Source organism: Kitasatospora sp. NPDC053308 (genome assembly GCF_055585785.1).
The window spans coordinates 1-14181 of sequence record NZ_JBVJJY010000039.1; the positions used below are offsets into that span (position 1 = coordinate 1).

General features: G+C 76.6%; 18 protein-coding genes. 4 read left to right on the plus strand and 14 right to left on the minus strand.

All coding sequences use genetic code 11. The features are described 5' to 3' along the window. Positions 1–179 precede the first annotated feature (179 nt). The 7 genes from ACZ6Y7_RS37195 to ACZ6Y7_RS37225 all read right to left on the minus strand — a co-directional run bounded on the left by ACZ6Y7_RS37195 (position 180) and on the right by ACZ6Y7_RS37225 (position 4329). A complete protein-coding gene (locus ACZ6Y7_RS37195) occupies positions 180–752 on the minus strand; it encodes a type 1 glutamine amidotransferase domain-containing protein (RefSeq protein ID WP_465762401.1) in 573 nt (190 codons plus the stop codon). 184 nt (positions 753–936) lie between these two features. After that, positions 937–1152, minus strand: coding sequence for a DUF6296 family protein (locus ACZ6Y7_RS37200; RefSeq protein ID WP_465762402.1), 216 nt, complete (start codon positions 1150–1152; stop codon positions 937–939). Positions 1153–1204: 52 nt separating this feature from the next. Then, positions 1205–1642: a hypothetical protein gene (locus ACZ6Y7_RS37205; protein WP_465762403.1), complete on the minus strand. Its 438-nt coding sequence runs from the start codon at positions 1640–1642 to the stop codon at positions 1205–1207. 118 nt (positions 1643–1760) lie between these two features. Further along, positions 1761–2219 carry an SRPBCC family protein gene (locus ACZ6Y7_RS37210; RefSeq protein WP_465762404.1) on the minus strand — a complete coding sequence of 153 codons (459 nt, stop codon included), beginning with the start codon at positions 2217–2219 and terminating at the stop codon, positions 1761–1763. Between the two features lie 200 nt (positions 2220–2419). Then, positions 2420–2644, minus strand: coding sequence for a DUF6480 family protein (locus ACZ6Y7_RS37215; protein WP_402211813.1), 225 nt, complete (start codon positions 2642–2644; stop codon positions 2420–2422). Between the two features lie 171 nt (positions 2645–2815). Next, positions 2816–3541 carry a GAF and ANTAR domain-containing protein gene (locus tag ACZ6Y7_RS37220; RefSeq protein ID WP_465762405.1) on the minus strand — a complete coding sequence of 242 codons (726 nt, stop codon included), beginning with the start codon at positions 3539–3541 and terminating at the stop codon, positions 2816–2818. A gap of 59 nt (positions 3542–3600) precedes the next feature. Continuing rightward, positions 3601–4329 (minus strand): GAF and ANTAR domain-containing protein, encoded by a 729-nt coding sequence (locus ACZ6Y7_RS37225; protein WP_465762406.1) that lies wholly within the window; start codon positions 4327–4329, stop codon positions 3601–3603. A 227-nt stretch (positions 4330–4556) separates the two neighbouring features. On the opposite strand from ACZ6Y7_RS37225, the gene ACZ6Y7_RS37230 reads away from it, so the two are divergent. The 4 genes from ACZ6Y7_RS37230 (at position 4557) to ACZ6Y7_RS37245 (ending at position 7728) form a co-directional block, all read left to right on the plus strand. Continuing rightward, on the plus strand, positions 4557–5444 hold the full coding sequence (locus tag ACZ6Y7_RS37230; protein ID WP_465762407.1) for a Rieske (2Fe-2S) protein: 888 nt from the start codon (positions 4557–4559) through the stop codon (positions 5442–5444). A 145-nt stretch (positions 5445–5589) separates the two neighbouring features. Continuing rightward, positions 5590–6693 (plus strand): glycosyltransferase family protein, encoded by a 1104-nt coding sequence (locus tag ACZ6Y7_RS37235; RefSeq protein ID WP_465762408.1) that lies wholly within the window; start codon positions 5590–5592, stop codon positions 6691–6693. A gap of 47 nt (positions 6694–6740) precedes the next feature. Then, entirely contained in the window at positions 6741–7397 is a 657-nt protein-coding gene (locus ACZ6Y7_RS37240) for a HemK2/MTQ2 family protein methyltransferase (protein ID WP_465762409.1), read from the plus strand. Then, on the plus strand, positions 7381–7728 hold the full coding sequence (locus ACZ6Y7_RS37245; RefSeq protein ID WP_465762410.1) for a CDGSH iron-sulfur domain-containing protein: 348 nt from the start codon (positions 7381–7383) through the stop codon (positions 7726–7728). The genes ACZ6Y7_RS37240 and ACZ6Y7_RS37245 overlap by 17 nt, the downstream gene beginning before the upstream one ends. Here the strand turns inward: ACZ6Y7_RS37245 and ACZ6Y7_RS37250 are convergent. The 7 genes from ACZ6Y7_RS37250 to ACZ6Y7_RS37280 form a co-directional block, all read right to left on the minus strand. Continuing rightward, the gene (locus tag ACZ6Y7_RS37250; RefSeq protein WP_465762411.1) at positions 7702–8745 is read right to left on the minus strand and encodes an iron-containing redox enzyme family protein; all 1044 of its coding nucleotides are present in this window, start codon (positions 8743–8745) and stop codon (positions 7702–7704) included. The genes ACZ6Y7_RS37245 and ACZ6Y7_RS37250 overlap by 27 nt on opposite strands. Positions 8746–8880: 135 nt before the next feature. After that, a complete protein-coding gene (locus ACZ6Y7_RS37255; RefSeq protein WP_465762412.1) occupies positions 8881–11664 on the minus strand; it encodes a SpoIIE family protein phosphatase in 2784 nt (927 codons plus the stop codon). Further along, positions 11657–11980: an STAS domain-containing protein gene (locus ACZ6Y7_RS37260; protein WP_465762413.1), complete on the minus strand. Its 324-nt coding sequence runs from the start codon at positions 11978–11980 to the stop codon at positions 11657–11659. The genes ACZ6Y7_RS37255 and ACZ6Y7_RS37260 overlap by 8 nt, the downstream gene beginning before the upstream one ends. A 262-nt stretch (positions 11981–12242) precedes the next feature. Then, positions 12243–12401 (minus strand): hypothetical protein, encoded by a 159-nt coding sequence (locus ACZ6Y7_RS37265; protein ID WP_465762414.1) that lies wholly within the window; start codon positions 12399–12401, stop codon positions 12243–12245. A 60-nt stretch (positions 12402–12461) separates the two neighbouring features. Further along, positions 12462–13265: a metallophosphoesterase family protein gene (locus ACZ6Y7_RS37270; protein ID WP_465762415.1), complete on the minus strand. Its 804-nt coding sequence runs from the start codon at positions 13263–13265 to the stop codon at positions 12462–12464. Next, on the minus strand, positions 13262–13516 hold the full coding sequence (locus ACZ6Y7_RS37275; protein ID WP_465762416.1) for a BON domain-containing protein: 255 nt from the start codon (positions 13514–13516) through the stop codon (positions 13262–13264). The genes ACZ6Y7_RS37270 and ACZ6Y7_RS37275 overlap by 4 nt, the downstream gene beginning before the upstream one ends. Further along, entirely contained in the window at positions 13513–14166 is a 654-nt protein-coding gene (locus ACZ6Y7_RS37280; RefSeq protein ID WP_465762417.1) for a nucleotidyltransferase family protein, read from the minus strand. Before ACZ6Y7_RS37280 ends, ACZ6Y7_RS37275 begins: the two co-directional genes overlap by 4 nt. Positions 14167–14181 lie beyond the last annotated feature (15 nt).

Here is a 14181-nt window from a genome sequence, read left to right on the forward strand (position 1 = left end):
CGTCGAGAGCTCATGGCGCCAGTCTTCCGGGCTGCCCGCCACGAGCTCAACGACATTTGACCCTGCAAGATCAATTGCGAGACACGGCCTAGGGCGGTGCGGAAAAGGCCCGACGACAGGTCGGCGGAAAGGGCCCGACGGCAGGTTCCTGCCGTCGGGCCCTTCGTCGGGTCCGTCGCTCAGCGCGAGCCGACCGCGGCGACGCCCCTGCGCAGCGCGGTGTCGATGCCGCGCAGGAAGTGTTCCAGGTCGTCGGGGTTGCGCGAGGTGACCAGCCGCCAGCCGTTGGCGTCATCGGTGACCAGCGGCTCGTCCGCCCAGGTCGCGCCCGCGTTCGCGAGGTCGGTGCGCAGCGACGGGAAGGAGGTGAGCCGCTTGCCGTACGCGACGCCCGCCTCGGCCAGCAGCCACGGCCCGTGGCAGATCGCGGCGATCGGGCGGCCCGAGGTGGTGAAGGCGAGCACCGTGTCGACGGCCTCCTGGCGCATGCGGAGGCTGTCGGCGTTGAGGGTGCCACCGGGGATCAGCAGCAGGTCGTAGCCGGCGGGGTCGATCTCGTCGAGGGTGAGGGTGGGCCGCACCGTCTCGCCCGGGTCCTTGTCCCGGACGAGCGTGCGGATGTCGTCCCGTTCGGGCGCGGCGATGTCGACCTCCACGCCGTCGTCGCGCAAGTGCCTTACGGGAACGATGAGTTCGTCCTGTTCGACGCCGTCGTTCATCACGATCGCCAGGACCTTGGTCTGCCCGGTCATGTCTCCTCCTGGTCGGTTCCTGGTCGGTTCCGGTCGGCGCGTACCGCCGAGTGCGCGGGTGCGCGCCGACCGCGAACCCCGGCGGGTACCCGCTGGCCGGCGGGCCATGCGGGACGCCCGGGTCCGATCCGGGGCTTCGTTCGGTCCGGGCGCTCAGGTTCGGTCCGGGCGCTCAGGGCGGGGCTCAGTCCAGCGGCTCGGCGAGGACCGGGCGGCCGAGGTCGAGGGCGGTGGTGATGGTGCGGACCTCGCCCGCGCCGTCGATCTCGACCCGGACGGCGCCGGAGTCGTCCACGTACACCTGCGTTCCCGTGCTGCCCATCGCCCCGGTGGCGGTGAGCAGGAACTCCCGGTACGGGTCGGTCGCGACCAGCCGGTAGCGCTTCGGGACGGTCGTCATGGCTCCTCCTCGGTCCGGTGGCCGCCCACCGGTCGGGCCGGTGCTCGGCCGGTCAGTCCTCGTCCTGGTCGTCCCCGTCGGGCTCGCCGAAGCGTTCGCGCCATTCGCGGGCGCGGGCGTTGTGCCATTCCACGCCCTGGACGGCCTGGTGCTCGGACAGTCCGCTCAGCCGGGCGACCACGCTGATCGGGACGGGCTCGTCGCAGTCGGCGAGGGCCCGGCAGACCTTGCCCGCCCACTGCTCCTCGGGGACGAAGCGGCGGTGCCGGTAGTCCTCGATCAGGGCGGCCAGGTGGTCGACGGAACAGGCCAGCAGCACCCTTTTGCCGTCCAGGTCGGGATCGGTCGGGTGCAGCGCGGAGGAGTCCGGTACCAGGGCGCCGAGCAGGTCGGCGTCGGCGACGGCCCGTCCGCAGTGGTCGCACAGGTCGAGCCCTTCCGCGTCGTCCCCGGTCGGGTCGCCCGCCGGGGGTGGTCCGAGGTCCTCCATGCCGCGCGCCTACCCGGCCCGGCCGAGAACAACCGGGTACGGCGCCGGGCGCAGCACGCGGACGTGGGGCGGCCCCGACCCGGGTGGGGTCGGGGCCGCCGGACGCGCCGCGGCGGGATCAGCCCGGGCTGATCCGCCCGCGCCAGCCGCCCTCCTCCGTGCCTCGGTGCTCGATGAACTCCTTGAAGCGCTCGAGGTCGCCCTTCACCCTCCGGTCGACCATGCCCATCGCGTCACCGACCTTCTCGACCATGCCGTCGGGCCGGAAGTCGATGGCCATGTTGACCCGGGTCCGGCTCTCGTCGAGCCGCTGGAAGGTCACCACGCCCTTCTGCTCCACCTCGCCGTCCATGGTCCGCCAGGCGATCCGCTCGTCCGGCAGCTGGTCGACGATCTCGGTGTCGAACTCGCGGGTGACGCCGCCGATGCTGGTGCGCCAGTGGTTGTGGCGCTCGTCCAGCTGGGTCACCGACTCGACGCCCTCCATGAAGCGGGGGAACTCCTCGAACTGGGTCCACTGGTTGTAGGCGGTGTGCAGCGGGACTTCGACGTCGACGGATTCCTTCACCATGCTCATCCGGGGCCTCCTCGCTGGGATCCGGTCCGGGTGTTTCCCGGCCGACCGCGCGTCTGCCCCGTCCGCCGCGCGGTAACCGCCCCGGCTGCGGGACGGCCACGCCCGGTGCGGGAAGGGCAGGCCCCGGCGCCGGACGGGCGAGCCCCGGCGCGGGACGCCCGGGGCGCGAGACCGGGGCGGGGAGGCCGGGGCGGGGAGACTCAGGCCAGGACGACGATCATGGCGACGAGCATCACCGAGACCGCCAGTGACAGCAGCACGATGACCACGGCGGGCCAGGGCCCCCAGGCCCGTCGCACTTCGACCGGTTCCGGATGGGAGATGCCGGAGATGCCGCCCTCGGCCGGCGGGGTGTCGCCACCGGGCAGCGCGCCGTGTTCGTCGAGCGCGGGGGTGCGGTCGGGTTCGGGATCGGGAGAGGTCATGGTGTCGCCCCGGGTTGGAGTGGGTTCCGACACCCGGCGGCTGCCCGAGGGGGGCCGTCGGAAACAACCCGCCGGGGACCACCCGCCTTGGACCACCCGCCGGGGACCACCACCGGACGGGGACCACCGCCGCAGCACCGCGCGCCCGCGGTCAGCCCACCGACCGGGTGGTCAGCCCGCCAGCAGCGAAGCCGGGTCCGTACGGCCGTCGACCAGGGCCCGGGCCGACGCGGCCACGCCCGTGCCGCTGCGGCGGGCGTGCGAGCGCAGCACCTCGAAGGCGGTGTCCATGTCCAGCCCGCCGTACTCGGCGAGCACGCCCTTGGCCCGTTCGACCGCGCTGCGGTCGGCCAGGGCGGCGCTGATCTCCTCGGCGGCCGTCTGCTCCCGCCCGTACCGGCGCTGCAGCAGGGCGATCACGGCGAGGTCCGCGAGCGGCTGGACGACGTCCGGGCCGTCGTGGCCCGGTTCGGTGCCGGTGCGGACGTCGAAGACGTTGAGCGCTCCCACGGTCCGGCCCTCCAGGCGCAGCGGCACGGCCCGGACGGAGCGGAAGCCGAGGGCGACGGCCTGGGGCGCGAAGCGGGGCCAGCGGGCCGCGGCCCGGTCGAGGTCGCGCGCGACGACCTGCTCGCCGGTGCGGTGGCAGTCCAGGCAGGGGCCCTCGCCCGCGGAGATCTGCAGGGCCTCCAGCCGGCGCACCCGGTCGCTGGAGTAGGCCACGTCGCGCAGCTCGCCGCGACGGTCGGCGACGACGAGGCCGACACCGGCCGTACCGCTGAGTGCCGTACAGACCTCGGTGAGCCGGTGCAGGAACTCGACGGCGTCGTAGCCCGGTGCGACCAGTGTCCCGGTGAGCCCGGCGAACACCTCGTTCATCCGGGCCTCGTGCGTCATGACGGCCTCCCTCTCCCCTTGGAGCCAGGCTACGCCCGAGGCACTTCGTCGGTCATCCGTCATCGGTCCTCCTCGGTGAACCGCAGTCGCCGCTCCACCACGTCGTGCGCGACCTCGTCGATCTCCCGGCCGTGGGCGAAGGCGTGGGCCCGCAGCCGGGCGAGGGCCTCGTTCGCGGACACCCGCAGCTGCACCATGACCGTGCCCACCGCCTGGTCCACCTCGACGCCGTCGAGCGGCGGATCCTCCAGCCAGGGCCGGGCCGGCGACTCGCCGGTGGGGGCCAGGAAGGAGCCCACGATGGCGAGCGTCACGCTGGTCGCGGCGACCTGGATGTCGGCGGACTGCGCGGCGCTCGGGACGCCCGGCCGCGCGCGGTAGAGGCTCAGCACGCCGATGCCGGACGTGCCCAGGTGGAGCGGGGTGGCGTAGACGCTGCGCAGCTCCGGGAGCGCGGAAAGCGCCGAGGCCAGGTCGACCGCCAGCACCGGCCACCGCTCCTCGTCGCCGGACAGCAGGTCGGCGACCGCCACCGGGCCTCGGGTGCGGAACGCGTCCACGCTCGGCCCCTCTCCGAGGCTGAACTGGCGCTCCTCCATCCGCCGGGCCCGCCCGTCGCTGGCCCAGACCCCGGCACGGTGTCCGGTGTCGGCCATCAGGGTGATGGCGGCCGTGTCCGCGGCCAGTGCGTCGACGCAGGCGACGCACAGCCGCTCGGGCAGTTCGTGGCGGCCCGGGCCGTTGACGGCCTCCGCGACGATCTGCGCGATCCGCGTCAGATCGGCCATCTCGGCGCCTCGTTCTTCTTCCGTCGCCTGCCACCGTCATGCGGTGGTCACCTGTTCCGGCAGCCGCTCGGCCCGTGCCGCAGCGTGATCACCGCAGTCCAGGTGCCCGGTGTCCGGACGATGGGCGACCTTCTCGGGTCCGGCCACCCTCGCGCGTCTACCCGGGCCGCCTGGCCACACACCGGGCGCCGGGGTTTGGCGGCCCGGTACCCGGCTAGCCGCCCGGTATGGACACCTCACCCCTGCACACCCACCGCTGGTCCCGCCGGCTGCGCGGCGCCCTGGAGGCGCCCGAGCACTGGGACTTCCTGGACGCCCCGGCCGGGCCGCTCGCCGACGCGGCGCAGGCGCTGCCGCTCGGCCGGTACCGCGACGCGCTGCACGGCGTGTGGCTGGGCCACCCGCTGCACCCGGCGCTGGTCCAGCTCCCGCTCGGCTGCTGGACCTCCGCCGCCCTGCTGGACTTCACCCCGGGCGGCCGGCGGTCGGCGGGCGCCCTGGTGGCGGCCGGGCTGCTGGCCGCCGCGCCCGCCGCGGTCACCGGCTGGGTGGACTGGGCCCGGCTCGATCCGCCGCGGCGCCGCACCGGGCTGGTGCACGCGCTCGCCAACACCACCGGGCTGCTGTTGTACGGCGGCTCGCTGCTGGCCCGCTGCCGGGGGCGCCGCGCCCGGGGCCGGCTGCTCGGCCTGGCGGGGCTGACGGCCGTCTCGGCCGGGGCCGCGCTCGGCGGGCACCTGGCCTACCGGCTGGCCGCCGGGCCCGACCGGGCCGCCGCCGTGCCCCGGTTGGCACCGTCCGACTGGGTGGCCCTCGGCGCGCTGGAGGACTTCCCGAACGGCCAGGCGGTGCGCCGGTCGGCCGGTGAACTGGCCGTGGTCGTGGTCCGGGACGGCGAGCGCTGCGACGTCCTGGCCGAGCGCTGCGCCCACCTGTCCGGGCCGCTGTCCGAGGGCACGGTCGTCGACGGCTGCCTGCGCTGCCCGTGGCACGGCAGCGAGTTCCGGCTCCGCGACGGCGAGGTGGTGCACGGCCCGGCCACCGCGCCGCAGCCGGTGCTGGAGACCCGGGTGCTCTCCGGCCACCTGGAGGTCCGGCTGCCCGGCGGCGGCTGACGGCCGTCACCCTGGAGGTCCGGCTGCCCGGCGGCGGCTGACGGCCGTCACCGGGCCGCGTTCCGGCCGCTCCCCCGGCCGGCCCCGGGCGGCGTTTCGCCCCCGGGGCCGGGGGCAGCCGCCCGGGAGCACCCCAGGAGGAGCCATGACCGCCGTCATCCCCGATCTCCCACCCCGTACCGCCGCGCCGGAACGCCGGTTCCGCACCGGGATCCGGGTGGCGGCCGTCCCGGCGGGGCACGTCTACGTCCGGCATCTGGCCGCCCTGACCGCCCGCGACCCGGTACGGCACCTGCCGGACCCGTGCCCGCGCGGCACACCGCGCAGCCGCTGGGGCTGGTGGCCGTCGGCGATGCTGGACCCGGACTGGGTGCGTCGCCACCACGACGAGTTCGACGTGTTCCACCTCCACCAGGGCTACGAGAACGCCGCCCCGGCCCGGCTCACCGAACTGGTCCGGCTGCTGCACCGGCTCGGCAAGCCGCTGGTGTTCACCGTGCACGACCTCAGCAACCCCTACGAGGCCTCGGACACCGGCCACCTCGCCCGGCTGGACATCCTGGTGCCCGCCGCCGGGCAGCTGATCACCCTCACCCCGGGCGCCGCCGCCGAGATCGCCGCCCGCTGGGGGCGCCGGCCCCTGGTGCTGCCGTACCCGCACGTGGTCGAGCCGCACCTGCTGGTCCGGCCGCGCCCCGAGCGGGCCGGGTTCACCGTCGGCGTGCACCTGAAGAACCTCCCCCCGAACGTCATGCCGCTGCCGCTGGTGGACGTGCTGGCGCGGACCGTGGCCGAGCTGCCGGACACCCGGCTGCGGATCGGCCTGCACGCGGACGCCCCCGACGGCGCCGTGCTGCGCCGGATCTCCGCCCTGGCAGCCCACCCCCGGATCGAGGTGCGCCGCCAGCCGTACCGGGACGGCGCCCGCTGGGCGCAGTCCCTGCTCGACCTGGACCTCGTCGTGCTGCCGTACCGCTTCGGCACCCACTCGGGCCGCCTGGAGGCCTGCTTCGACGTCGGCACCGCCGTCCTCGCGCCGAGCTGCGGCCACTTCGCCGAGCAGCAGCCCTGCCTGACCTACCGCCTCGACCGCACCGGGCTGGACGCCGACTCCCTCGCCGGAGCCGTCCGCGCCGCGCACGCCGACCGCACCGTCCGCCGGGCCGAGCTGGTCCGGCGCGCCGCCGAACGCCAGTGGCTGGCGATGTGCCACCGAAGCGTCTACCGGGCGCTGCTGGCCCGGGCCTGACGGTCCGCCGCCGGTTCGATGCCGACACCCGTCCGGAAGGAAGCGTCATGCTGTTGCTCCGACCCCCCGGGGTCTACCCCCCGCAGGGGGACACCCGGTTGCTGGCCTCGTGCGTCCGCCGGGAGCGGCTGGACGCCTCGGGCGAGGTGCTCGACCTCTGCACCGGGACGGGGGCCGTCGCGCTGGTCGCGGCGCGGACCGGGGCCCGGGTGACCGCCGTCGACCTCTCCGCCCGCGCCGTCCTGACCGCCTGGCTCAACACCCGGCTGCACCTGCGCCGGATCCGGCTGCGCCGGGGCGATCTGCTCGCCCCGGTCGCCGGCCGTCGCTTCGACCTGATCACCGCCAACCCCCCGTACGTGCCGGTCGACCCCGGCACGGGCCTGGCCGGCCGCGGCGCGGCGCTGGCCTGGGACGCCGGGCGGGACGGGCGGCTGGTGCTCGACCGGATCTGCCGGACGGCCCCCGGTCTGCTCACCGCCGGCGGGGTGCTGCTGCTCGTGCAGTCCTCGCTGGCCGACGTCCCCGCCACCCTGGCGCTGCTGCGCGCGGCCGGGCTGCGCACGGCGGTGGCGGCCCGGCAGCGGCAAGCCTTCGGGCCGGTGATGACCGCGCGGGCCGCCCTGTTCGAGCGGCGCGGGCTGATCCGGCCGGGCGAGCGCGAGGAGGAGCTGGTGGTGGTGCGCGGTGTCCGCGAACGGTGACCGGACGGCGACCCGGGTGGTCGTCGTGCCGGGTGGGCCGCTGCTGGTCGAGGGCCCGGTCGAGGTGGTCCTGCCGGACGGGACGGTGCGGGTCTCGGAGCGCCCGGTGGTGGCGCTGTGCGCGTGCCGTCGGAGCCGGACGTACCCGTTCTGCGACACCAGCCACCGGCGGCGCGGCCGGCCCGCACGGGGCCCGGACCGGGCCCGGCAGGACCGGGAGGCGGGCCAGGACCGGGAGGCCGGGCAGGGCCAGGAAGCGGGGCAGGGCCGGGAGGCCGGGCAGGGCCGGGCGCGGGGTCCGGACTCAGAGGGGGCTGGCGGGCAGGGCTGAGCGCAGCGAGGTCCGCCCCGCCCGCCAGGAGTCGAGCAGGTGGTCCGCGAAGCGGCCGTCCACGACCTCGGCGGCGGCGATGCCGAACGCCACGTCCTTCGCCGACTCCGGCTCCGCGGCGAGGAGTTCCTCGATGACCCCGCGGCGCACCAGCTGCTCGTGGACGGCGTCCGCCTCGATGTGCTCGCGGTAGAAGAGGGTGCCGTCCGGGCCTCCACCGAGCCGATCCAGCGCGGCGGCCAACCGGGCCGAGCCGGGCGAGGAGGTGATCTCGACGGTCGCGAAGTGCCCGACGGCGGCGGCGCGCAGCGCCCGGTGCAGGCCGAGGAGCGTCATCAGGTTGACCACCGCCAGGGTCGGTGCGGGCAGCAGGTCCAGGTAGTGCCGGTAGCCGGGGTCCAGGCCGAAGGCCGTCATCATCCGCTCGTACAGCCGGGCGTGCGCCCGCTCGGGCCGCCCGGCCCCGTACTCGTCGTAGAGGATGGCCATCAGCGCGGCCTGCGCGGGCCCGTGGACCCTCGGCAGCATCCACAGCTGCGGGTCCGCCTCCTTGAGGTGGTAGAGCGAGCGGTGCACCAGGTACTCGCGGGCATGGTGGAGTTCGCCCTCGGCCTGCAGGAAGTGCGAGGGACCGGTGCCGTCCGGCGGCTCCGTGAGCAGGCTCTCCAGTGCGTCGCCGAGCGGCCGGACGGGCTCCGCCTCCGCCCGCACCTCGGCCAGGAAGGGGCGTTCCAACCCGCGCCGCAACGCCAGGAGTTCGGGGTCCCACTCCCAGTCGGGGGCGACCCCGGGCAGGCCCCGGTCGTGGAGCTCGTAGCAGAGGTAGAGGGCGAGCTGGTGGTCCTCGCTCCAGGGGTGGGTGAAGGGGCCGGGCGGCGCGAGCAGGCGTCCGGCGCCCGGCGGCCCGGCCGTCACCAGGCCGAGCACCGCCGCGGACAGCGGCCCGCGCGGGGCGGGCAGGCCGCCCTCCCCCGTCACCGCCGGCCGGCCGTCGTCGTTCCGCTCGCGCCCGTCCATCCGCTCCGCCTCCTCGCCGTGTCGCCGTGTCGCTGTGCGGCCGTGTCGTCCGACCGGCCGGGCGCGTCACCCGCATCCACCCGGTCCGTCCGGTCCTCCCGGTCCGTCCTGGCGGGTGCCCCGAGGACGCGGCCGCTAACGCGGCCCGGGCGGGGGGAGCCGGACGGCCAGCAGACAGCTGTCGTCGGCGGGGTTGGGGCCGCCGAGGCGGGCGGCGATGCGGTCGAGGCACTCCTCCGGGTCCCCGGTGCCGCACTCGGCGGCCGCCCGCAGCAGCCGGTCCGGGCGGACGGTGCCGCCGTCACGGCGGTTCAGCAGTCCGTCGGTCCACAGCAACACGGTGTCGGTCCCCGGCCGCAGCGGCAGCGAGGCGTCCCGGCAGCGGCTCTCCGGCAGCGCGCCGAGCACGGTCCCGGTCGGGCCCTCGGCGAGGACGGCGGTGCCGTCGCGGAGCACGGCGGGCGGCGAGTGCCCGGCCGCGCTCCAGGTGAACCTCGCGTCGACCGGGTCGAGCAGTCCGCACAGCACGCTGGCGATCCGGTGGGCGTCCTGGTGGCAGAGCATCGCGTTCAGCCGGTCGAGCATCTCCGCTGGCCCCGCCCCGGTGTAGCAGAGCCCGCGCAGCGCGTGCCGCAGCTGGGCCATGCCCACGGCCGCCGCCAGCCCGTGCCCGCTGACGTCGCCGACGGCCAGCAGGATCCGGCCGTCCGGCAGGCCCGCCAGGTCGTACCAGTCCCCGCCGATCCGGGGGTGCTCCGCCGCGGGCAGGTAGCGCGCGGCGTGCTCCAGGACGTCGACGGACGGCTCCGGTTCACCGGGGACCGACAGCAGCGCGTTCTGCAGGGCGCGTGCCGTCCGGTGCTCGGCGCCGGCCCGGCGCCGCTGCTCCGCCAGCCGCGCCCGGGTCTCCGCCAGGGCCTGTTCGGTCCGGTGCCGCCGGGTGACGTCCTGGAGCACCGCGCGGACCGCGTGCGGCCGGCCCGCGCCGGGATCCTCCAGCGCCTCCGCGATCAGCCGCACCGTCCGGGAGGTGCCGCCCGGACGGCCGACGTCGAACTCCAGGGCCGCCGTCCGCCGCCCGGCCAGCAGGCGGCGGACCAGCAGGCGCAGGGCCGGGCGGTCGTCCGGGTGCACCCGGGCCAGGGCCTCCTTCGGGCTGACCGGATCCGTGCGTTCGGGGTCGAACCCGAGCAGCCGCAGGGCCTCCGCCGACAGCTCCGGGGGCTGCCCGACCGTCCAGGCGAGGCTGCCCACCCCTGCCATCCGCTGCTCCTCGCCGAGCCGGGCCACCCGGTCGGCGGCGCCGTTGGCGGGCCGCCAGGTGAGCAGCACCCCGTCGAGGAAGGGCTCCGCCCGGACGGCCAGCGCCCGGCCGGGCACCGCGTCGGTGAAGTCCTCCGAGCGGCCCCGGTAGCCGGTCCCGGTGGCCACCGCCGTCACGATCCGGTCGAAGGTCCCGGTGGTGACCAGCCCGGGGTGGAGCTCGCTGAGGCGTCGGCCGACCTGCGGGTCCGTCCCGGTCGCGGCGTTGGCGTAGCGCACCCGCAGATCGGTGATGCCGCGCCGCGCCGCGCCGGTCGCCGGGCCCTCGCGCACGGCGGAGAGCACCAGGACCGGATCGAACACGGCGTCCAGCACGGCACGGAACCAGTGCTCGCCGCCGGGCACGGCCAGCCCCGGCTCCTCGTCGTCCGGGGCGGAGAGCCGCAGCAGGTGCGCGGCCACCAGCCCGGACAGGGCGTCCACGTAGCGCGTCGCCCCGCGGGCCCGCGCGGGTGGGACGTCCCAGCCCAGGCTCATCGCGCCGACGATCCGGTCGCCGCGGTGCAGCGGTACCGCGCACGCGCTGCGGCCCGGCACGATCCGCCCGGTGTCGGGAGCGCGGCCGCCCGGCTGGTCGGAGTCGAACTCCCACACCAGCCCGCCGCCGTGGGCCGCGGCGGCCAGGGGCACGCCGGTCTCCGGCGGGATGCGCTGCCACTGGCTGACCCTGCGGGGTTCCGCCCCGTGGCTGCCGACCAGGCGCAGCGCGCCATCGGGTTCCAGCCGCCCCAGCACCACGGCGACGACGCCGAGCGGTGCCAGCGCGACCTCGTGCGCGAGCCGCGCCAGTTCGTCGGGCGAGCCGGCGCTGGCCAGGGCGGAGGCCGCCAGGTGGTAGCGGGCGGACAGGCCGGGGACGGGGGCGGCCGGGCCGATCTCGGGCAGGGCCTCGGTGGGGCCGCGCGGCTTCCCGGGCGGGGAGGCGGGCGAGGAGGCGGGCTCCGCGGCGGTTCCGGCTCCTTCGGCCGAGGTGCCCCCGGCTGGGGCGGGCGCGTCCTCGGTCCGCGCGTCCTCCGCCGGTGTGTCGGCGAACAGGGCGTCCGCGAGCAGGCCGTCCGCGAACAGCGTGTCCGCGGCGAGGGGGGCGCCCGGCGGGGCGCCCCCGAACGGTGCCTGCGGTGGCTCCTCCTCGAGCGGCGCCGCCAGACCGACCAGCCCGGCGGCGATCTCCGCGAGTCGGCGGTTGCTGTCCTGCGAGAGCCGCACCAGATGGCCGAAGGCCTCGTCCGGCGTGCAGTCGAGCCGCTCGGCGAGCATCCCCTTCGCCTGCTCGATGACGCCCCGGGTGCGCATCGCGCGCCGCAGCCCCTCGGCCTCGGCGCGCAGCCGGTCGACGGCCTCCCGCAGTACCGCCGGGTCACCGCCCCGGGCGGCCTCGCCGCCGGTCCGGCGGCCGTCCTTGCGGCGTTCGGCCTTCCGCCGCTCGGGGACCGGGCTCTGCGCGTCCGTATGCCCGGCGCTCCGGCCCTCGCCGCTGCGGTCCTGGGCGTTCCGGCCCTCGCCGCTGCGGTCCTCGGCGTTCCGGCCCTCGGTGCCCCGGCCCTGGGCGCTCCAGCCCTCGCCGCCCCGGCCCTCGGCGTTCCGGTCCTCAGGCACAGGCCGCCGCCACGTCCGCGTAAAGCGGCAGCACCGCCGCCACCCCGCTCAGCTCGACCACGTCCCGCACCCTCGGTGCGGCCCCGGCCAGGCGGAGCGCGCCCTGGTCGCGGCGGGCCCGCCGGGCGGCGCCCAGCAGCACGTTCAGGCCGGTGGAGTCCACGAAGCCGACGGCCGTCAGGTCGACGACCATCCGGGCGGCGCCGCCGTCCGCGAGCGCTTCCAACAGCCGCCGCACCTCATGGGCGGCGAAGTCGTCGAGGTCCCCGCTGAGCGGTACCACGGTCCAGCCGTTGGCCACCACGAAGTCGTTCATCGGACCGCCCTCGACGCTCGGCCCGGCCGCCCTCCACCGGGCTCCCCTTCCAGGCTAGGCCCCGCGCTCCACGGCGTCCCGTGCTCAGGCGGGCGCTCGCGCCCAGGCCCGGCCCGGGTGGCGGGCGGCGAGCGCCGCGTGGTGGGCGGCGTGGGCGCCGTGGCGGACGCCCGGCCAGCGGCGGCCGGGCCGGTGGTGGACCGGACGTCGGGCGGCGCGCGCGGGCTGTCCGCGGGTCCCGAGGCCGGTCGCCCCCGCCCGGTCAGTCCTCGCCGAGGACGGCGTAGGTCTCCGCATCGCCGTGCTCCCCGTTCTCGTCGTCCGGTGCGTCCGAGGGCCGGGAACGTGCCGGTCGTCCGTCCTCGGACCGTTCGGGTGTGTGGACGGCTTCGGCCTGACCGCGGCCTTCGCGCGGGTCCATGGTGGCCACCTCCGGGGGCTGGCGGGGCGCCCGCTCGGGGGGCGCCGGGGACCCCACCGGCTACCCGGCGTGGTGCCCGGCAAACGACGACGGGCCGTCCGGGCCCCGCCCCGTACGCGCCGGACCGGAGGGGTCACCGGCCCGTGCGTGCAGTCCGTAGACGGCGAAGGCCCGGCCGATGACGGGCTGCGCCACGTTGCGCACCCGGACGCCGCGGGCGGTCAGGCCGCGCTCGGTGCCGAGGTGGGCGTGGCCGTGGACGGCGAGGTCCGCGCCGGCCCCGTCGATCGCCTCGGCGAGCAGGTAGCTGCCCAGGAACGGGTGGATCTCCGGCGGCTCCCCGGCGAGGGTGTCGGGGACGGGCGCGAAGTGGGTCAGGGCGATCCGCAGGTCGCAGTGCTCGCCCGCCAGTCCGTCGAGGGCCGCCCGCAGGCCGTCGGCGCACTCCCGGCTGTGCCGGACGAAGGCCTTCATCTCGGGCTCGCCGAACTCGCCGGCGCTGCGGCCCGCGAATCCGCCCCCGAAGCCCTTGGTCCCGGCCACCCCGACCAGGTGACCGTCGACCCGGACGGTGACGGAGGAGCGCTCCAGCACGTGGACGCCGTGCGCCGCGAGGATGCCGCTGACGGCGTCCGGGCAGCCGGCGTCGTGGTCGTGGTTGCCCAGGACCGCGATCACCGGGACGGACAGGCCGGCGACCTCCCGCGCGACCACGGCGGCCTCCTCCGGGGTGCCGTGCCGGGTGAGGTCGCCGGCCAGCAGCAGCAGGTCCGCCAGCTCGGCCAGGCTGGCGAAGGCCGGGCGCAGCAGCCCGCGGCTGTCGGGGCCCAGGTGGATGTCCCCGACGGCGGCGACCCGGATCACGGCAGGTCCTCGACGCCGACCGGCGGCCGGTCGTCGGCCAGGGCGATGTCGGTGTACACCACCAGGCCCGCCAGGACCTGGGCCACGATCCGTTCGACGGCGGCGCGGCGCTGCTCGCTCGGGACGGTGCCGCGCACGGTCACGTGGTCGCCGTGGCACTCGATCCGCAGGCCGAGTTCGCCGATCTCGTCGTCGGCCAGGCGGTCGCGCAGGTGGGCGACCCGGTATTCGGTGTCGGCGGTGCGGGTCATGACCCGGCTCCTTCGGGCTCGATCACCTGGAGGCGTTCCAGGAGGTACAGGAAGGCGGCCGGCATGGGCGCCTGGCCCCGCTCGGCCCGGATCCGCCGCCAGTCGATCTTCTCCCGCAGCGGCCGGACGACGGCGAGCACCGCCCCGAAGTCGCAGTGGTGCTCGGAGAACGCGGCGAGCAGGGCGCTGACCATGTCGGTGGCGGCGAGCACCGGCATGTGCACGGAGTCCACCGGCAGCACTTCGGCGCGGTCCAGCAGTTCCGAGGTGACCGGCCGTTTGGCCAGTTCGAGGATCAGGTCGACGTCCTGGCCGAGGCAGCGGGCCTTGACCAGCCAGTCCTCGGGGGGCAGGAACACCTGCAGGCCGGCCTCGCGCAGGGTCCGGGTGACGGCGTCCGCGTCCTCCCGGCGGATGCAGAAGTCGGCGTCGTGCTGCAGGCGCACGACCGCGCCGTGCGCGTAGGCCGCGACCCCGCCCGCGAGCGCGAACGGGTGGTCCTTGGCCTTGAGCAGCGAGCCGATCCGCTTCGCCGTCTCCAGGATCGCCTGGGTCCGGTCCGGCGGCAGGCACCCGTTCGGCTCGCCCAGCGGCCCCTCGTCCCCGTACGGGCGGGGCGGCGAGGTGGGGTGTTCGGAGAGGGGGTCCATCGCGGCTCCTCGGCC